Consider the following 17,534-nt stretch of genomic DNA (forward strand, 5'->3'; position numbering starts at 1 on the left):
TTGATGGGTCTCACTTGAAAGGACCCTGATCATGAGCAACACGCACCTGACCGCACCCACCCAGTTCGTCGAGGTCGATGGCGACAAGTTCGCCTACCGCCGCTGGGGCAACGCCTCGAGTTCGCAGCCGCCGCTGTTCTTCGTGCAGCACTTCCGCGGTGGCATGGATCACTGGGACCCGCTGCTGACCGATGGTCTCGCCACTGGCCGCGAGGTCATCCTCTTCAACGGCCGTGGCATTGCCTCGTCGAGCGGCACTCCGCGCAACCGCATCGAGGACATGGCCGACGACATTGCGCTGGTAATCCAGGCGCTGGGTCTGTCGCAGGTGGACCTGCTGGGCTTCTCGCTCGGGGGCTTCCAGGTGCAGGAGGTGACGCTGCGCCATCCGCAGCTCGTGCGCAAGTTGCTGCTGCTGGGCACCGGGCTGCGCGGCGGCGATCCGAACATGGAGCCCAAGGTGCTCGAAGTCGCGCCCCGACCGGTGCCCACGGTGGAGGACTTCCTCTACCTGTTCTTCGGGCGCTCCGAAGCCGCCAAGCAGGCTGGGCAGGCCTTCTGGAAGCGCCGCCACCAGCGTGTCGACCAGGACCCGCCCAGCTCCGCAGCGGTGGCCCAGGCGCAGGCCGAAGCACATGGCGCCTACCTGCCGCCGCTGGCTGGCGAGAACCCCTACGCCTACCTGAATGCCATCCAGCAGCCCACGCTGGTGCTCAACGGGGTCAAGGACGTGATGATCCCCACGATCAACTCCTGGCACCTGGCGCAGAACATCCCCAACGCCCAGCTCCTGGTCTACCCGGACGCCGGCCACGGCGCGCAGTTCCAGGACCCCGAGCGCTTCCTCAAGCACGCCATCCAGTTCCTGGCGGAGTGACGGTGCGCACGAGTACGTGCGCCACCAGCCATTGACTTCACTCTGCGGCCGCATCGCATCGGCCGCACGTCCATCCATTCAAGAGAACGTATACCGACATGAGCAAGAAAGCGCTCTTCGAGCCATACAAGCTGGGACCTCTGACCCTCGCCAATCGCATCGTCATGGCGCCGCTGACCCGCAACCGCGCCGGCGCCGGCTTGGTACCCAGCGAACTGGCCGCGACCTACTACGCCCAGCGCGCTTCGGCCGGCCTGATCATCACAGAGGCCACCCAGGTGTCGGCCCAGGCCCAGGGCTACCAGGACACCCCCGGCCTGTACACGCCCGAGCAGATCGCCGGCTGGCGCCAGGTCACGGACGCCGTGCACGCCCAGGGCGGGCGCATCTTCGTGCAGCTCTGGCACGTGGGCCGCGTGTCGCACGTCGATGTGCAGCCGGGCGGTGCCGCGCCGGTCGCGCCCTCGGCCATCCGCGCGGCGACCAAGACCTTCGTCAACAACGGCTTTGCCGACGTGTCCGAGCCCCGCGCCCTCGAATTGAACGAGCTGCCTGGCATCGTGAACGACTTCCGCCAGGCCGCTGCCAACGCCATCGCCGCCGGCTTCGACGGCGTGGAGGTCCACGGCGCCAATGGCTACCTGCTGGAGCAGTTCATCAAGGACGGGGCCAACCATCGCACCGACGCCTACGGCGGCTCGGTCGAGAACCGCGCCCGCCTGCTGCTGGAGGTCGTCGCCGCGGTGGCGAAGGAGATCGGTGCCGATCGCACCGGCGTGCGCATCTCCCCCGTATCGCCGGCCAACGGCATCTCCAGCAGCGACCCGCAGCCGCAGTACGGCTACATCGTCGAACAGCTCAGCACGCTGGGCATCGTCTACCTGCACGTGGTCGAAGGTGCGACGGGCGGCCCGCGCGACGTGGCGCCATTCAACTTCGCCGCGCTGCGCAGCAGCTTCAAGCAGACCTACCTCGCCAACAACGGCTACGACCTGGAATTCGCTGCCGCCCAGCTCGAATCGGGCAAGGCGGACCTGTTTGCCTTCGGTCGGCCGTTCATCAGCAACCCCGATCTTGTCGAACGATTGAAGAGCGGCGCGCCGCTGGCACAGCTCAACCCGTCCACGCTCTACGGCGGAGGCGCCGCGGGCTACACCGACTACCCCACGCTGGCCGAGGCCAGGTAAGCAAACAGGCGCCGGGCCCAACGCTGCGGCCCGGTGCCCTCTGATCTGCGGAGAACGTCCATATGACCACCCAATCCACCGCCCTCATTACCGGCGCTTCGACCGGCATCGGCGCCACCTACGCCGAGCGCTTCGCGCAGCGAGGCCACGACCTCGTGCTGGTCGCGCGCGACAAGGCACGCCTGGACGCGCTTGCGCAGCGCCTGCGCGACGAACACCAGGTTGCCGTGGACGTGCTGCAGGCCGACCTGACGAATCAGGCCGACCTGGCTACCGTCGAAGCCCGCCTGCGTGACGACGCCCGTATCGACATCCTGATCAACAACGCCGGCATGGCCCAGTCGGGCGGCTTCGAGCAGCAGACGGCAGAGAGCATCGACCGTCTGATCGCGCTCAACATCACGTCGCTCACGCGGCTCGCGGCAGCAGCCGCGCCGCGCTTTGCGCAGGCAGGCGCTGGCTCGATCGTCAACCTCGGCTCCGTGGTCGGCTTCGCGCCCGAATTCGGCATGTCGATCTACGGTGCCACCAAGGCGTTCGTGCTGTTCCTGTCGCAGGGGCTGAGCTTGGAACTGGCCCCCAAGGGGGTCTACGTGCAAGCCGTGTTGCCAGCGGCCACCCGCACCGAAATCTGGGAGCGCGCCGGGATCGACGTCAACACGCTGACCGAGGTAATGGACGTCGGCGAACTGGTCGATGCGGCACTGGTCGGTTTCGACCGCCGCGAACTGGTCACGATCCCGCCGCTGCACGTGGCCGAGCGCTGGACTGCGTTGGACTGCGCGCGTCAGGGACTGTTGGCGGACATCCGGCAGGCGCACGCTGCCGACCGCTATCGACAGCAAGCCTGATTGCCCCCTCAGTTCTTCATCACTCCATCACTCTTTCCATCGGAGACACCATGCTTTACCTGTCCCGAGTCGGCCTGTGCCTGCTCGCTCTCTCTGCCACGCTGCTGTCGGCCTGCGCCACGGCCGACAAGCCGCCTGTGGCCGCAGCCACATCTGCCAAGGTCGCCACGACGCAGGGCCTCACATGGAACAGCGTGCCAACGCAGGCCCTCTCTGCGGGCGGCGTTGACTTCGCGTACCGCGAGCTGGGCCAGAAGAACGCCGGCACGCCGGTGATCTTGCTCACCCATCTGGCCGCCGTTCTGGACAACTGGGACCCCCGTGTGGTGGATGGCATCGCCGCGAAGCACTACGTGGTCGCGTTCGACAACCGCGGCATCGGCGCCTCCACCGGCTCGCCGGCTAACACCATCGAACAAATGGCGGACGACGCCATCACCTTCATCAAGGCCAAAGGCTTCAAGCAGGTGGACCTCTTCGGCTTCTCGATGGGCGGAATGATCGCCCAGGAGATCGTGCTGAAAGAGCCGCAGCTCGTGCGCAAGCTGATCCTGACGGGCACCGGCCCCGCGGGCGGTCCAGGCATCAGCACCGTGGCAGGCGTGGCGAACTACGACCTGCTGCGCGCGACCTTCACCGGCCAAGACCCGAAGCAGTACCTCTTCTTCACCCGCACGCCGGATGGGATCGAGGCCGGCAAGACTTTTCTGAAGCGCCTGCAGGAGCGCACCGTGAACCGCGACAAGGACATCGCCGCGGGGGCGTATCTGGCGCAGTTGCAGGCGCTCAGCGCATGGGGACAGAAGCGGCCCGCTGACCTTTCGGTGATCAAGCAGCCGGCCCTTGTGGCCAATGGCGACGACGACCGGATGGTGCCGACCAGCAATACCTACGACCTAGCCAAGCGCCTGCCCAACAGCGAGCTGATCGTCTACCCCGATGCAGGTCACGGAGGCATCTTCCAGTACCACGAGGACTTCGTGCCCAAGGCACTGGCCTTCCTGGCCAAGTGATGCGTGACCTAGCTGCTAACGCGAGGCCTGCATCTCAACCCTCCCATTCAAGGACAACCCGATGTCTCATACACATCTGACCGCATCCTCGCATGGCTCTGGAAGTTACTGAGCAATCCTGTCCGGGCGCTGCGCGCACATTTCCCGCCGGGCTTTGCCAGTCAGACGATGCTTTTCGTGGTGATGCCCACCGTAGATGTGCACGTAAATCTGCGGCTCAAGCGCCGCTGGTACTGGCCTTTCGGCAAGCTGCTAAGCACTGAGGGCAATCACATCCCGGCATTCATTCCGAATGCCAATTCATTCATCGAGAACGGGGCCAAGGCGCTGGGCGGTATAGCGGCATTCGTTACGTCATGCCTGCACAGCCATGCCTTGATGCGGTGATCGCACGCGTTCTACACCCAGGACGCCCAGGCGCGCGAGCGCCATCCGGCGCACTGGGCGCGCAGCACGCGCAACTGGACGCCAGCGGGCGCGGTGACACTGAATCCGGAGCGTGGTCGCGGCCGACGTGGACCGCTTACGTAAACAGCGCTTGGCTGCATGACTCAGGCGACAACTATCTTGACACGGGCAGGAGCCGCGAAGCCTGAGCTTCAAGCACAGGGGGCAACTGTGGGAGCAGTGGACTGCGCGGGGCCTGGCGGCAACCACCGCGGCCGACCCGCAGCTGCTCACGCTGATTGCCCAATGCAAGGTGGGTCACCCGAGAAGTGGCGCAGGCTTTCGCCCAAAATGGCAACCAAGTCGCCCTTTCCGTCGAATTGCTCGGGATTAGCGGCACCAAATGATGGTCACGCCGTCTCCGGCGCTTTGGAAACCAAGGCGTGAGTAAGCCGATGGGCACTCGAAAACCCTAAACCCGCTCTCGCCCGGGTAGAAACGATAGTTCAGCCCGATGCAAATCCGCCACACCTTCTGAAAGGTGACGGCGACAGCCGTTTGAACTCGAGGCGCACATGACCCGAGGCAAACAGTTCGCGTGCCGAGCTACCCAAGCCGTGGAGGCGACTGGGTCCGAGGCGGCTCGGAAATCCTGAACTGTCCTCCTGTAGGACACGCGAATCTTCGGCTCCCATCGAGGCACCCAGTCCATACTGCGCGCCACTCTGAAGCCCGAAAAGTTCCACCTTACCGCCATTTGTACGACATTGTGATATAAAGTCGACAAACTTATAGAATATCCTATATTCCTTGAAAAGAGTGAGGCGATGCAGGGTCTTGGTGGTGAGCCTTTTGTGCGTTCACCCGCTCCCGGGATCTGACTTTGGCAGCCGGGCGCCTATGTCGGCTGGCCGCACATGATCATCCTGAAGCTGGCTTGGAGTGCGGATGCCATAAGGAACGACGTCGATGACGGCCACAGCCCCTTCCTGAGCACCATCTGAGGCCCTCTCGCGAGGGGCGCCTCGCGAGACGACCAGTCGTCCAGAATAACGTCAGCTTTCTCCTGTGGGTCAGCATCGGCACGGCAGCACAATTTCTAATTCGGCGCAGACAAAGATATGGGTATCTCACCAAGCAACAGCAGCATCACTCATTCGATTTATCAGGTCTTGCGCGCCGATTTGCTTAAAGGTCGGTACGCACCCGACGTTAAGTTGAAGATCGCCGATCTTGGTGATGCGCTCTCCGTGAGCTCTGGGGTCATCCGAGAGGCCTTGTCGCGGCTATCCGCGGAGGGGCTAGTTGTCGCGGAGCCGCAGCGGGGCTTCCGCGTCGCGCCCGTATCTGCTAGCGAGTTCATTGATCTCGCAGGTGCGCGAGTCGAACTGGAAGGGATTTGTCTGCGAAAGGCGATCGAATTGGGCAATGTAGAGTGGGAGAGCAGAATCATGTCTGCGCTTCACCGCCTTAAGCGTTTGTCGATTCTCGGGCCAGCCGAGGCAGAAGATGTACTGGCGGTCACTGACGCGCATTCTGAATTTCATCGCGCGCTTATCGATGCTTGCGGCAGCGACTGGCTACTTCGGGCCCGCGACCTTCTTTTCACACACAGTGAGAGATATCGATGGCTATCGTTGCTGCATGCGAACCGTGAGCGTGATCTCAACAGTGAGCATGAAGAGTTAGCGAAAGCGGTTGTTGAACGGAGGCCGCAGCTCGCGTGCGAGCTACTAGGCACTCACCTCAATCGAACAGTAGACTATCTGCTCGGTACAGACTTTCTCAGATAGCGTACCAAGCACCCCGAAAGTTTGGGTTGCGCGTTTCCGTTGGCCACCCCGATTCGCAGCGGTGCGTGGAAGCGGGCATGTTCGAAGAGCGCTTGCGGGCAGATGGAGCGATGGAGTTCAGAAAAGCAAAGCTGTCTGTGTCCCGCACAACGAGACTTCCACCGAATGCCCAGCCGCGCGGCGACGGTCCAGGGCGTGGTCGCCTGTCGCCGTCACGATTCGCAGGCCCGCCGCATGCAGCACAGCCAACGCTTCGGGCGTGCCGGACTTGACCGGATCAGACAGCCAGCCGGCGCTCGTCAGCGTGCCCGTCTTGCTCACGATGAGCGTGTCGACGCGGCGCAGGTTGTCGATGGCGGCGGCGTCGCGGAACGACGCGCCCTGCGTCGCGCCACGTCCCGTCGCCACCATGATCGACATCGCCAGTCGACACCGCATTGATGTTTCCGGAAATGAAGCACAACTCTCGGGTGAGCCTTTGGTATTTGGTCATGTCCTGACGTTAATTCGGCTTCCGTATTCGCTCGTCTCATTGCGATGCGTTGCCGCCTAACGGCATCGCCAAGAACGTCACAGCGCATGTTTCGCGAATCATGTATGATCATCGTCATGCGAAAGACGAACCACAACGTCAGAACTGCGGCTAAGGAAGCCTCGCACGAGCGCATCGTTTCCGCAGCTGCGCGGGCGATCCGTCGTAGCGGCTACGACGGCACCGGAGTCGCCGACATCATGAAGGAGGCCGGCCTGACCCATGGCGCCTTCTATGCTCATTTCACGTCGCGCGAAGCCATGCTCACCGAAGCAGCGAGTCGGGCGTGCGCTGAGTCAGCTGCCGTAGCGGCGGAGGTTGTCGCCAGCGTGCCTTCCGAGCAGGCTTTGCCATCCATGCTTCGCGTCTATCTCTCGCGCGAGCACCTGGAACAAGTTGAAATGGGGTGTCCCCTGGCCGCACTGGGCTCGGAGACGCCTCGCCAGGCACCCGAAGTACGCCGGGTGACCACCCGGCACGTCAAGGAAATGATCGATCTTGTCGCCCGTCAGTCGCCTGACTGGGGGCAGCCCGGTGCCCACGAACGGGCACTCGTGACCGTCGCCACTATGGTGGGCACATTGTTGCTGGCCCGTGCGGTCGACGAGCCTGCACTGTCGGACAGTCTGTGCGCGGCCGCATTGAAGCATCTACCCCCCACCTAAGCCAACTGAAACATGCAGCCTAGCTGCTCGCCAGAACATATGATGAACATCATTTCAATAGCACAATACGCAGTTCAAGGAGAAACATGATGAACATGGCAAACAAGGTTGCGCTCATTACAGGGGCCTCTTCAGGCATCGGTGAAGCGACTGCGCAGCGGCTTGCGAAGGCTGGCTACAAGGTTTACGGCACCAGCAGACGTGGAGATCAGGCGGGTCGACGATCGTTCGAGATGCTGCCCCTTGATGTGACCAAGGACGAGTCGGTCGAAGCTGCGGTCCAGAAGGTGATGCAGTTGGAAGGCCGCATCGACCTTCTCGTCAACAACGCAGGCTTCGGGGTTGCAGCAGCCGGCGCTGAAGAAAGTTCGATCGAGCAGGCTCAGTCGATTTTTGATACCAACTTTTTCGGGCTGGTGCGGATGACCCGGGCCGTTGTGCCGCATATGCGCAGCCAAAAGGGTGGGCGCATCATCAATATCGGCTCCGTGCTGGGTTTCCTACCCCTGCCCTATATGGCGCTGTACTCCGCCACCAAGCATGCGGTCGCGGGCTATTCGGAATCGCTCGACCATGAACTGCGCAAGCAGGGCATTCGCGTCTCGGTGGTCGAGCCTGCCTACATCAATACGCCTTTCGACGCGAACCTAATGCAACCCGATGCGCCCCTCGACGTGTATCGAGAGATTCGCGAGGGAGTGGCGAAACGCGTCAAGGAAGCGCTAGTGGGCGCGGACGGGCCCGATGTGGTCGCCGAAATCGTGTTGAAGGCGGCAACGGTGGCGCATCCAAAGATCCACTACACCCCGGGCCTTGCTAGCCGCATGCGGCTGCTGCGTAGATTTGCGCCCGCCAGGGTGTTAGATGCAGGGGTTCGAAAAGACCTTCGACTCGAAGCTTAGGCGGCTATCCGCGTGACCGTCTTGGACCCTCCGCAAACCTCGGCGCAAAAATACCAAGGAAAGACATGCAAGCTTTTGTTCTCGGTCGATATGGGAAAAAGCTCGCATGGCCCTTGGCAGACGTGCCGACACCGGAACTGCGCGACGACGAAGTCCTGGTGCAGGTCCACGCCGCTGGCGTAAACCTGCTGGACTCCAAGATCAGGGACGGAGAGTTCAAGCTCATACTGCCCTACCGTCTGCCTCTGATCCTCGGTCACGATGTGGCCGGGGTGGTGGTCAAAGTCGGCCCACGCGTGCGCCAGTTTAAGCTGGGTGATGAGGTCTATGCGCGGGCGGACGACTTCCGCATCGGTACGTTCGCCGAATTCGTCCCCGTCAAGGAAGCCTCGCTGGCGCTCAAGCCCAAGGGCCTCACGATGGAAGCCGCCGCCTCCATTCCTTTGGTGGCTTTGACGGCTTGGCAGGCACTGATCGAGAAGGCGCGCCTGAAGAAGGGGCAGAAGGTCTTCATCCAGGCTGGCTCCGGCGGCGTGGGCACCTTTGCCATTCAGCTGGCCAAGCATCTGGGCGCCACCGTGGCCACGACGACGAGCACGACCAATGTCGCTCTCGTGAAGAGTCTGGGCGCAGACGTCGTCATCGACTACAAGACGCAGGACTTCGAGGATGTCTTGCGGGACTACGACGTGGTCCTGAACAGCCAGGACAACAAGACGCTCGAAAAATCCCTTCGCGTGCTCAAGCGCGGCGGAAAGCTCATCTCCATCTCCGGACCGCCCGATCCCGAATTCGGCAAGGACATCGGGGCACCCGGCTTCGTGAAGCTGGTCATGCGGCTGCTGAGCTCGGGAATCAGGCGGAGGGCAAAGAGCCGTGGCGTTGGCTTCTCGTTCCTCTTCATGAAGCCGAACGGGAGCCAGCTGCGCGAGATCACCCGTCTCTTCGATGCTGGCGGTATCCGCCCCGTGATGGATCGGGTCTTCCCGTTCGAGTCGACCAACGAGGCCCTGGCCTATGTCGAAGCAGGTCGCGCCAAGGGCAAGGTCGTTATCAAGATCAAGTGAGCCTAGTTCTCCACCCCAGCTTTTGGGGACTCCCATCAAGATTGCAAACGCTATTGCCCTCGTCACGGGTCAACCGCGGTGTCGGCCTGGCCTTCGCGCGCGAGCTGCTCGCCCGCGGTGCCCCCAAGGTCTACGCCGGCGCACGCGACCCTGCGACCATCACCCAATCCGGTGTGGAGGCCCTGCACCTGGACGTCAACAAGCCGGAAGACGTGGCGGCCGCCGCAGCGCTGGCGTGCGTCCGATGTGACGCTGGTGATCAACAACGCCGGCATTGCGCAGCCGGGGAGCTTTCTCGCAGCCGATAGCGAAGACTTCGCACGGAGCATCTTCGAGACCAATTACTTCGCCGTGCGCATGAGCAATGCCTTCGCGCCAATTCTCAAGACCAACGGTGGCGGCGCGTTGCTCAACGTCCTGTCGGTCGCCTCGTGGGTGAACGACGGCGAGCTGCCGGCCTATTCGGCAAGCAAGTCCGCAGCCTGGTCGCTCACCAATGCCCTGCGCAATGAACTGGCGGCTCAGAAGGCGCAAGTGCTGGGGCTGCACATGGCGTACGTCGACACCGACTTCACGCGCGGGTTCGATGTCCCGAAGTCCAGTCCCGAGGAAATCTTCAGGCTCGTGCTCGACGAATCAAATCGGGCGTCGATGAGGTGCAGGCCGATGAACTCACCCAGCAGGTCAAGCACGGGATGAAGGCGGCAGGGCCCAGCTACCTTCCGCCGGTGCCGAGATGGGTCTGCGCATTGCGGGCGTCGAGCTCGCTGGCAACAGCGTGCAGGCAGCGATGGACTACTTCTCTTCCAACCGCAGCGGAATTCAGCGCTGACCGCCATGCCCGCAACGGCTTCATCAGAAGCCGATCGCGAGACCGTCCCGTCGACCGTCAGAGCCACCCATATAGACACCCGATCCCTGATCGACCCAGATTGCATGGCAGGTACCGAGCGGGCTCGGCGCTGCTACCGGCTCGTGGCCTCGCTTGCGAAGGCCCGACCACACCGCGTCAGGAACCGTCCGCTCGAGCTCCAACACATCGCCTCTGGCGAACATCCGCGCATGATCGATAGCTTGCTGCACAGACATGCCGTAGTCGACGATATTCGAGAGTACTTGGAGCTGGCCCGCCGGCTGGAAGTGGCCACCAGTAACTCCAAAGCTCATGACGGTGTCTGCATCCTTGGTGACCAACGCGGGAATGATGGTGTGCATGGGCCGCTTGCGTCCCTGCAACTCGTTGGGATGACCTTCCTCAAGTACGAAGCCTGATCCTCGGTTGTGCATCAGGACTCCTGTGCCAGGTGCCACGATCCCGCTGCCAAAATCGTCGTATATCGAATTGATGAATGAGACGAGCGTGCCGTCCGAGTCGGCGACTGACACGTAGACGGTGTCCTTGTGTTCGGGCAACGCAACAGGCGTCCATCCATCGGACTTCGTGTCTAGATCGATCCCTCGGGTCAAGCGTTCAATCGTGTCGTCGGAAAGCAGCTCATTCACATCTACTGCGTTGAACCGCGGGTCGCATAGGAAAGCGTTACGTTGTGCATAGGCGATGCGCGATAGCTCTGCCTGAAGATGGAACCTTTCTGCACTGAGAGGCCCCATTGCACTGAGATCAAACGCCTCGAGCATCGCCGCAATCTGCAGCGCCACGACCCCTTGCCCGTTGGGCGGGCACTCCCACAATCGATAGCCACGGTAGCTCGCCGAAATCGGCGTCACATACTCCGGCTTGAATTCAGCGAAATCGTCGAGGCTCAACAGGCTTCCCTTCTTTCGCAACGAGGTCACGATGTTCTCGGCAACCCAGCCTTCGTAGAACGAGTCAGCGCCGGACTTGGCGATGGCGCGCAGCGTCTTGCCCAACTGAGGATTGCTTCTGCGTTCGCCTAAGGCAGGCGCTCTGCCTGCGGGAAAGAACAGGGCTTTCGCTTCTGCCGTCGCCATCATTTTTGCCGCCTGTCGCGCCCAATCGTGCGCAAGGCGTTCCGTGACCAGATAACCCAATTCGGCGGCACCGATCGCGGGCTCGAGCAGTTCTTGCAGCGAACGCGTCCCGTAGTCTTCGACCAATCGATTCCACGCGCGAACCGCACCTGGAACGGTCAGGGCATGGACGCTATCGACCGGGATGGAGGCCATTCCGCGCCCGCGCAATTCTTCCGCGCTCGCTGCCTTGGCAGCCCAACCCGATCCGTTGAGCGCGACCGGCGCCTGGCCACGTTTTCTAAGCATGACGAAGCAGTCGCCGCCGATTCCAGTCTGGGTCGGTTCGACGACTGCCAGCATTGCCGCAGCAGCGACTGCTGCATCGATGGCATTCCCACCGGACCGCAGGACGTCCAGTCCAGCCAACGCTGCCTGCGGGTTGGAGGTCGCCACCATTCCCCTGCTGCCGACCGCGACGGACCGGCCTGGGGCTTCAAAATCTCGCATCGAAATTCCTAAATCGTTAACGGCACGTTGAGGGATACCTTGATCCGCTGCATGGCAACGTAAGTCTTGAACGTCTTGATGTTTCCTGCCGAGAAAAACAGCTCGCGCGTGAGCTTTTCGTATTCGGACATGTCCTTGACGTTGATCACGAGCATGAAGTCGAAATCACCAGTCACGTAGTAGACCTGCTGCACCTGCACACAGTTCGCGAAACTCTTCTTGACTTGATCGAGCAGATCCAGCCGCTCGCTCTCCAGCTTCACCTCGACCAGGATGGTGATGGGGCGACCCACCGCCGTTGGATCGACGACGGCTACCGTCGTCATGATGACGCCGGCCGCTTCAAGCGCAGCAATTCGCCGGTTTACCGCCGACGGCGACAGGTTCACCTCTTCCGAGAGCTGGCGTTGGGAAGTCTTGCTGTCCGCCTGCAGGAGGCTGAGGAGCTTGATGTCGTAGTTGTCTAAAAGCATGGTTGTTATGCGTCAGCGCTGGCTAAATTCTGGGCCGCAAGAAGCGGTTTTTTGACGCGTATGTGCGCTGGCAACCGAAACATTGTTGCACCAGGGGCTCAAAACGAGGAAAAGCGCCCAATTTTGTGCATGCCACGCGCCCTCTTAGGGGAAACCCTCGGCTGAATGTTTCACGAACGCAATAACGGCGCGCTTTCGCTATCCAGATTCAACCATTCGTGCGAGGGGTCACTTTTACGATTTCCTATACCACTCCACCTACCTGAAGGAACAAACTCCATGTCCACGAACGGTCATCGCCCCCGCAACATCTTCAACGCAGTTGCCTGCGCGGCAACGCTTGTGGCCAGTGTTGCCATCGCACAACCGCGGCCGGCCTCGGCGCCTGTGGCCGCAGCGGCGCCATCGGTGGCTTCGCCTACGCTCAACGCCATCAAGGCACGTGGCCAGCTCATTTGCGGCGTCGGCGGTGATCGCCCCGGCTTCGGCTTCCCCGACGCACGCGGCGTGATGCGCGGCTTCGATGCAGACGTGTGTCGATCCATCGCGGCGGCGATCTTCGGCAATCCGGACAAGGTTCGCTTCGTCTCTCTGACCAGCCTGACGCGCTTCCCGTCGCTTCAGTCCGGCGAAGTCGACATCGTGGCTCGCTTCACCACCTGGACGCTGACCCGCGAAGCGCAGCTTGGCTTGGAAGTGCCGGCAATCCACTTCTATGACGGTCAGGGCTTTCTTGTAAAGAAAAAGGACGGCATCAAGAGCGCGCATGATCTCGGCGGCGCCTCAGTGTGTTTCCAGCCCGGCTCCACCGGCGAAGTGAATGCCGCCGACTTTTTCCGCGCAAACAAGCTCGAGATGAAGCCGGTCGTCATCGAGAAGATGGAGCAAATGCGCGACGCTATCGTGAGCGGCCGTTGCGACGCCTATACAAACGACACCGCGCAACTTGCTTCTTTCAAGGCATCCATCGGTAGCGCTGGCAACGACTACCAGGTCCTGCCCGAAATCATCTCCAAGGAGCCGCTGGGAGCTTTCATCCGCAAGGGTGACCAGCGCTTCTTTGACATCGTTCGCTGGACCCACGCGGCCATGCTGAACGCCGAAGAATTCGGCATGACAGCCGCCAACATTGACAAGTTCAGGAACAACTCGAATCCGGCTATCCAGCGCTTCATGGGTGAGACCGGCGACCTCGGCGCCGCGCTCGGCCTCGACGCGCAATGGGCAGTGAACGTCGTGAAGGGCGTTGGCAACTATGCTGAGATCTACGAGCGCAGCATCGCGCCCCTGGGCCTGCCGCGCGGCCTGAATCGTCTACTGAAGGACGGCGGCATCCAGTACGCCGCGCCGATGCGCTAGTCGCGCTGATGTCGCCGGCTCAAATCGAGCCGGCGAATCCCTTTCCCCTAGTCAATGTTTAAGCCCGCCATCTGGTCGGGATGGCGAAACTCCAATGTCCTCAAACAGATTGTCCCGCTCCAAGGTCCCCATGCGTCGGGTCGTATGGCAAGTGCTCGCTGCGCTGATCGTGATCGGCGTTTTCAGCTGGCTGATCGGTAATGCACAGGCGAATCTCGGCGCACGTAATGTTGCCTCAGGATTCGGCTTTCTGCAACGCGAAGCAGGGCTTCCCATTGCGGAGCACCTGATCCCTTACACCCCGGCAGATAGCTATTTGCGTGCGCTGGTCGTGGGCATGCTCAACACGCTCTGGGTTGCGTTTTGGGGCATCGTGCTCGCCACAATCCTGGGCACCGTAATCGGAGTTGCCCGCCTATCGAAGAACTGGCTGCTCGCAAAGCTGATGTCGGCTTACGTCGAGTTCTTCCGCGATCTGCCCCTGCTGTTGCAACTGTTCCTCTGGTACGCCCTTCTTCAGGGTCTGCCGCCGGTTCGCCAAGCGATCCACCCCATCGCGGGCGTCTACCTGTCCAACCGCGGCTTGAGCTTCCCGGTTCTCGACTGGCAAACGGCCCACAGCTGGACGCTCCTCGCTTTCATCCTTGGTTTGATTGCCACTGTGATCTCCGCAAAGCGAGCCACTCGCAAGTCACTGGACGATGGGCGCCAACGCGCCACTTGGCCGACCGCGGTCCTGCTCATGGCGGTCATGCCCGCCACGGTCGTGATTACGCTGGGCGCTCCGTTCGCCTTGGACATGCCTAGCCCACGGAGTTTCAACATCCGTGGCGGCGTCACCGTCTCGCCAGAATTCTTCGCGCTGTTGTTTGGTCTGGTGATCTACAACGCGGCATTCATTGCCGAAATTGTTCGTTCCGGCATCCAGTCGGTTAGTCATGGACAGATAGAAGCATCCCGCGCCCTTGGCTTGAAATCATCAAACACGTTGAAATGGATCGTTTTTCCGCAGGCACTCCGAGTGATCGTTCCGCCGCTAACGAGCCAATACCTCAACCTGGCCAAGCAATCCTCCCTGGCCGTTGCCATTGGCTACCAGGACATCGTCTCCATCGCCACCACGGCGATGAACCAGAACGGTCAAGCGGTGGAACTTGTGGCAATCATCATGGGCGTCTACCTCACGATCAGTCTCTCGATCAGCGCGCTGATGAACCACTACAACGCCCGTATTGCACTAGTGGAGCGCTAACGTGACCATCCTATCCGTGAAACACTCTGTCCATTCCAGCACCACCGTCATGCGTACACCCCCGGTGCAGGAACGCAGCGGCCCGATTGCGTGGCTGCGCCAAAACCTCTTCTATTCGTGGATATCGACGCTGACGACGATCGTCCTTCTGGTTGTGCTGGCGAAGTTCTCTGCATTCGTTTTCCAGTGGGGAGTCGTCAACGCGATCTGGAGTGTCCCAACAGGTTCGCAGGGGCCTAACAGCGACGCCTGCAAGGCCGTTCAAGGCAGCGGCGCATGCTGGGCCGTCATCACGGACAAGTATCGCTTCATGCTCTTCGGCATGTACCCCTTCGAGGAACAGTGGAGAGCCTTGATCGTCGTCTTGCTGTTCATTGGTCTCTACGTCATGTCCGGAATGAAGCGCTTTTGGCGACCCGCCTTGGCCGGTGTGTGGACACTGGCGCTTATGGCCATTGGCTTACTCATGTGGGGCGGAGTTTTCGGCCTGCAGTTCGTGCCGCAGACGCAATGGGGCGGCTTGGCATTGACTCTGATTCTGGCGACGGTTGGCGTTGCAGTGGCTTTCCCGCTGGCGATTCTGGTGGCACTGGGACGCCGTTCGAAGCTGCCGTTTATCCGATGGATCTGCGTCGCATATGTCGAGATGATTCGCGGCGTTCCACTGATCACGCTGCTGTTCATGGCGAGTGTGATGTTCCCGCTCCTGATGCCAGAAGGCGTCAACCTGGACAAGCTCTTGCGCGCTCAGGTTGCCATCATTCTCTTTTTTGGCGCCTATCTCGCCGAGGTCATCCGCGGCGGCTTGCAGGCGCTGCCGAAGGGACAGTACGAAGCGGCGCATGCGTTGGGTCTCTCCTACTGGTCGACGAACCGCAAGATCATCCTCCCACAAGCGTTGCAGCTCGTCATTCCGCCGCTCGTCAACAACTTCATTGGCTTCTTCAAGGACACGTCGCTGGTGCTCGTCATCGGTCTCTATGACTTGCTCGCGGCCTCGCGCGCTGCGATCGGCGAGCCCGCTTGGCAGGGCTTTGCGGTCGAAACGTACATATTCGTAGGCTTCATCTACTTCGCGTTCTGCTTTGCCATGTCCAAGTACAGCCAGAAGCTTGAAGTCCACCTCAATCAGCATAGAAAGCGCTAAACCTATGACTATCGCAACGACAGTAGCACCGGCCGCTCGCCAGCAAGGCGTCGCAGTCTCGATGCAGAAGATCAACAAATGGTACGGCGCGATGCACGTGCTGCGCGACGTCAACCTTGACGTGGCGACTGGCGAACGCGTCGTGGTTTGCGGTCCGTCCGGTTCGGGTAAATCGACCCTTATCCGGTGCATCAACCAGCTTGAAGAGCATCACGAAGGCCAGATCGTCGTGGACGGCATCAGCCTCGACAGCGACGCAAAGAACCTCGATGCCGTTCGCTGCGAAGTAGGGATGGTCTTCCAGAGCTTCAACCTCTTCCCGCACTTGACGGTGCTGGAGAACTGTACTTTGGCGCCCATGCTGGTCCGGCATGTGCCCCGCCGGGAAGCTGAATCGCTGGCAAGGTCATACCTGGAGCGCGTGCGGATTCCAGACCAGGCCAGCAAATATCCGGGGCAGCTCTCCGGTGGCCAACAGCAGCGTGTTGCGATCGCACGAGCCTTGTGCATGAAACCGAAGATCATGCTTTTCGACGAGCCGACCTCCGCGCTCGATCCCGAGATGGTTAAGGAAGTACTCGACACGATGGTTTCCCTCGCGAAGGACGGCATGACGATGATCTGCGTAACGCACGAAATGGGCTTCGCTCGCGAAGTCGCAGACCGCGTAGTCTTCATGGACCGCGGCGAGATCGTCGAGTCCGGAAGTCCTGACGAAATGTTCAGCACCCCGAAGTCGGACCGCCTGCGGACTTTCCTCGGTCAAGTCCTGCGCAATCAATAATCGATCACGCTACGATGCCAGACGCTTATCACCTCCTCCTATTCGTGCTGGCCGGCTGGCTGCTGAACGTCACCCCAGGGCCTGACGTCCTGTACATCGTCACGAACTCGCTACGAGGCGGCTGGAAGTCTGGCGTTGTCGCTGGTCTTGGCATCACAGCTGGCTGCTTTGTGCACATCTTTGCTGCTGCGTTGGGAATGGGCGCACTTCTGGCGGCCTCTGAGACTGCCTTCACTGTCTTGAAATGGATCGGCGCTGCGTACCTGTTGTGGATCGGCGGGAAGATCTTGCTTGCGCGTGCAGCACCGGCGACAACAGACCTTCAAGCGGTTGCTCTATCGCGGCCTCTTCCCAGTTCAAAAGAGATTTTTCTCGGCGGCTTCTGGACCAACGTCCTCAATCCGAAGGTCGTGCTGTTCTTCCTGGCTTTCCTGCCCCAGTTCATCAGCCCGGAAACGACAGGAAAGACCAGTGCGTTCCTTGCTCTTGGTGTACTTTTCAATGTGAACAGCATCCCGGTCAACGCGGGCTGGGCGATCGCGGCTGCGTGGATGGCCAGAAGACCTGTCGTTCAACGCGGAATGCACTGGCTCGACAAGCTTGCTGGCTCGATGTTCATCGTCTTTGGGGTCAGGCTTGCACTGGTCGATCGACCCGGCGCCTAGCTACCTCAAGGAAAAAAGCGTGCTGCACGTGGGACCTGAGCGTTGCGATCGTGCGAACACAACGTGCAGCCACAGTGGTCCTGCACATCGCACAGATGTTGTGTTTTCCAGCCTCAAATTGCGCCAAGCAACACAGCT

Annotated in this window: 17 protein-coding genes and 1 pseudogene; 15 read left to right on the top strand and 3 right to left on the bottom strand. The window is 61.3% G+C overall.

Annotated features, from left to right (window positions below; all coding sequences use genetic code 11):
* Window positions 1–31 precede the first annotated feature (31 nt).
* From QTH86_RS20230 to QTH86_RS20255, 6 genes are all read left to right on the top strand, one after another.
* Window positions 32–877 (top strand): alpha/beta fold hydrolase, encoded by an 846-nt coding sequence (locus QTH86_RS20230; RefSeq protein WP_286539748.1) that lies wholly within the window; start codon window positions 32–34, stop codon window positions 875–877.
* A gap of 98 nt (window positions 878–975) precedes the next feature.
* Window positions 976–2,064 (top strand): alkene reductase, encoded by a 1,089-nt coding sequence (locus tag QTH86_RS20235; protein ID WP_286539750.1) that lies wholly within the window; start codon window positions 976–978, stop codon window positions 2,062–2,064.
* A 62-nt stretch (window positions 2,065–2,126) separates the two neighbouring features.
* A complete protein-coding gene (locus tag QTH86_RS20240; protein ID WP_286621151.1) occupies window positions 2,127–2,915 on the top strand; it encodes an SDR family NAD(P)-dependent oxidoreductase in 789 nt (262 codons plus the stop codon).
* Window positions 2,916–2,965: 50 nt separating this feature from the next.
* Window positions 2,966–3,928, top strand: a complete 963-nt coding sequence (locus QTH86_RS20245; protein WP_286539754.1) for an alpha/beta fold hydrolase — start codon at window positions 2,966–2,968, stop codon at window positions 3,926–3,928.
* Between the two features lie 177 nt (window positions 3,929–4,105).
* Window positions 4,106–4,315 (top strand): hypothetical protein, encoded by a 210-nt coding sequence (locus QTH86_RS20250; protein ID WP_286539755.1) that lies wholly within the window; start codon window positions 4,106–4,108, stop codon window positions 4,313–4,315.
* Window positions 4,316–5,436: 1,121 nt separating this feature from the next.
* Window positions 5,437–6,108, top strand: coding sequence for a GntR family transcriptional regulator (locus QTH86_RS20255; protein WP_076196726.1), 672 nt, complete (start codon window positions 5,437–5,439; stop codon window positions 6,106–6,108).
* A gap of 117 nt (window positions 6,109–6,225) precedes the next feature.
* On the opposite strand, the gene QTH86_RS20260 is transcribed toward QTH86_RS20255, so the two are convergent.
* Window positions 6,226–6,528 carry a hypothetical protein gene (locus tag QTH86_RS20260; RefSeq protein WP_286622419.1) on the bottom strand — a complete coding sequence of 101 codons (303 nt, stop codon included), beginning with the start codon at window positions 6,526–6,528 and terminating at the stop codon, window positions 6,226–6,228.
* Window positions 6,529–6,705: 177 nt separating this feature from the next.
* Here QTH86_RS20260 and QTH86_RS20265 point away from each other — a divergent pair, with 177 nt between their 5' ends.
* The 4 genes and pseudogenes from QTH86_RS20265 to QTH86_RS20280 all read left to right on the top strand — a co-directional run.
* Entirely contained in the window at window positions 6,706–7,305 is a 600-nt protein-coding gene (locus QTH86_RS20265; RefSeq protein WP_076196730.1) for a TetR/AcrR family transcriptional regulator, read from the top strand.
* An 89-nt stretch (window positions 7,306–7,394) separates the two neighbouring features.
* Window positions 7,395–8,207, top strand: a complete 813-nt coding sequence (locus tag QTH86_RS20270) for an oxidoreductase (RefSeq protein WP_286619662.1) — start codon at window positions 7,395–7,397, stop codon at window positions 8,205–8,207.
* Between the two features lie 65 nt (window positions 8,208–8,272).
* Window positions 8,273–9,274: an NADP-dependent oxidoreductase gene (locus QTH86_RS20275; protein WP_286621154.1), complete on the top strand. Its 1,002-nt coding sequence runs from the start codon at window positions 8,273–8,275 to the stop codon at window positions 9,272–9,274.
* Between the two features lie 34 nt (window positions 9,275–9,308).
* A pseudogene (locus QTH86_RS20280) lies at window positions 9,309–9,999 on the top strand (SDR family oxidoreductase); the annotation flags it as partial.
* 130 nt (window positions 10,000–10,129) lie between these two features.
* On the opposite strand, the gene ggt reads toward QTH86_RS20280, so the two are convergent.
* Window positions 10,130–11,716 carry a gamma-glutamyltransferase gene (gene ggt / locus QTH86_RS20285; RefSeq protein WP_286621156.1) on the bottom strand — a complete coding sequence of 529 codons (1,587 nt, stop codon included), beginning with the start codon at window positions 11,714–11,716 and terminating at the stop codon, window positions 10,130–10,132.
* 8 nt (window positions 11,717–11,724) lie between these two features.
* Window positions 11,725–12,189 carry an Lrp/AsnC family transcriptional regulator gene (locus QTH86_RS20290; protein ID WP_286539762.1) on the bottom strand — a complete coding sequence of 155 codons (465 nt, stop codon included), beginning with the start codon at window positions 12,187–12,189 and terminating at the stop codon, window positions 11,725–11,727.
* 279 nt (window positions 12,190–12,468) lie between these two features.
* Here QTH86_RS20290 and QTH86_RS20295 point away from each other — a divergent pair, with 279 nt between their 5' ends.
* The 5 genes from QTH86_RS20295 (at window position 12,469) to QTH86_RS20315 (ending at window position 17,396) form a co-directional block, all read left to right on the top strand.
* Window positions 12,469–13,548: an amino acid ABC transporter substrate-binding protein gene (locus QTH86_RS20295; RefSeq protein WP_286539764.1), complete on the top strand. Its 1,080-nt coding sequence runs from the start codon at window positions 12,469–12,471 to the stop codon at window positions 13,546–13,548.
* Between the two features lie 130 nt (window positions 13,549–13,678).
* Window positions 13,679–14,800, top strand: a complete 1,122-nt coding sequence (locus QTH86_RS20300; RefSeq protein WP_286539765.1) for an amino acid ABC transporter permease — start codon at window positions 13,679–13,681, stop codon at window positions 14,798–14,800.
* Window positions 14,801–14,849: 49 nt separating this feature from the next.
* Window positions 14,850–15,947: an amino acid ABC transporter permease gene (locus QTH86_RS20305; RefSeq protein ID WP_286541425.1), complete on the top strand. Its 1,098-nt coding sequence runs from the start codon at window positions 14,850–14,852 to the stop codon at window positions 15,945–15,947.
* A 4-nt stretch (window positions 15,948–15,951) separates the two neighbouring features.
* Entirely contained in the window at window positions 15,952–16,731 is a 780-nt protein-coding gene (locus QTH86_RS20310; RefSeq protein WP_436411625.1) for an amino acid ABC transporter ATP-binding protein, read from the top strand.
* A gap of 14 nt (window positions 16,732–16,745) precedes the next feature.
* Window positions 16,746–17,396: a LysE family translocator gene (locus tag QTH86_RS20315; RefSeq protein ID WP_286539768.1), complete on the top strand. Its 651-nt coding sequence runs from the start codon at window positions 16,746–16,748 to the stop codon at window positions 17,394–17,396.
* Window positions 17,397–17,534 lie beyond the last annotated feature (138 nt).

The organism is Variovorax sp. J2L1-78 (genome assembly GCF_030317205.1).
In the GTDB taxonomy this organism is placed as follows: domain Bacteria; phylum Pseudomonadota; class Gammaproteobacteria; order Burkholderiales; family Burkholderiaceae_C; genus Variovorax; species Variovorax arabinosiphilus.

Excerpts from the sequence above, each read along its gene's own strand:
- QTH86_RS20230 (WP_286539748.1), top strand. The coding sequence starts at position 32 with ATGAGCAACACGCACCTGACCGCACCCACCCAGTTCGTCGAGGTCGAT.
- QTH86_RS20235 (WP_286539750.1), top strand. The coding sequence starts at position 976 with ATGAGCAAGAAAGCGCTCTTCGAGCCATACAAGCTGGGACCTCTGACC.
- QTH86_RS20240 (WP_286621151.1), top strand. The coding sequence starts at position 2,127 with ATGACCACCCAATCCACCGCCCTCATTACCGGCGCTTCGACCGGCATC.
- QTH86_RS20245 (WP_286539754.1), top strand. The coding sequence starts at position 2,966 with ATGCTTTACCTGTCCCGAGTCGGCCTGTGCCTGCTCGCTCTCTCTGCC.
- QTH86_RS20255 (WP_076196726.1), top strand. The coding sequence starts at position 5,437 with ATGGGTATCTCACCAAGCAACAGCAGCATCACTCATTCGATTTATCAG.
- QTH86_RS20260 (WP_286622419.1), bottom strand. The coding sequence starts at position 6,528 with ATGTCGATCATGGTGGCGACGGGACGTGGCGCGACGCAGGGCGCGTCG.
- QTH86_RS20265 (WP_076196730.1), top strand. The coding sequence starts at position 6,706 with ATGATCATCGTCATGCGAAAGACGAACCACAACGTCAGAACTGCGGCT.
- QTH86_RS20270 (WP_286619662.1), top strand. The coding sequence starts at position 7,395 with ATGAACATGGCAAACAAGGTTGCGCTCATTACAGGGGCCTCTTCAGGC.
- QTH86_RS20275 (WP_286621154.1), top strand. The coding sequence starts at position 8,273 with ATGCAAGCTTTTGTTCTCGGTCGATATGGGAAAAAGCTCGCATGGCCC.
- ggt (WP_286621156.1), bottom strand. The coding sequence starts at position 11,716 with ATGCGAGATTTTGAAGCCCCAGGCCGGTCCGTCGCGGTCGGCAGCAGG.
- QTH86_RS20290 (WP_286539762.1), bottom strand. The coding sequence starts at position 12,189 with ATGCTTTTAGACAACTACGACATCAAGCTCCTCAGCCTCCTGCAGGCG.
- QTH86_RS20295 (WP_286539764.1), top strand. The coding sequence starts at position 12,469 with ATGTCCACGAACGGTCATCGCCCCCGCAACATCTTCAACGCAGTTGCC.
- QTH86_RS20300 (WP_286539765.1), top strand. The coding sequence starts at position 13,679 with ATGCGTCGGGTCGTATGGCAAGTGCTCGCTGCGCTGATCGTGATCGGC.
- QTH86_RS20305 (WP_286541425.1), top strand. The coding sequence starts at position 14,850 with ATGCGTACACCCCCGGTGCAGGAACGCAGCGGCCCGATTGCGTGGCTG.
- QTH86_RS20310 (WP_436411625.1), top strand. The coding sequence starts at position 15,952 with ATGACTATCGCAACGACAGTAGCACCGGCCGCTCGCCAGCAAGGCGTC.
- QTH86_RS20315 (WP_286539768.1), top strand. The coding sequence starts at position 16,746 with ATGCCAGACGCTTATCACCTCCTCCTATTCGTGCTGGCCGGCTGGCTG.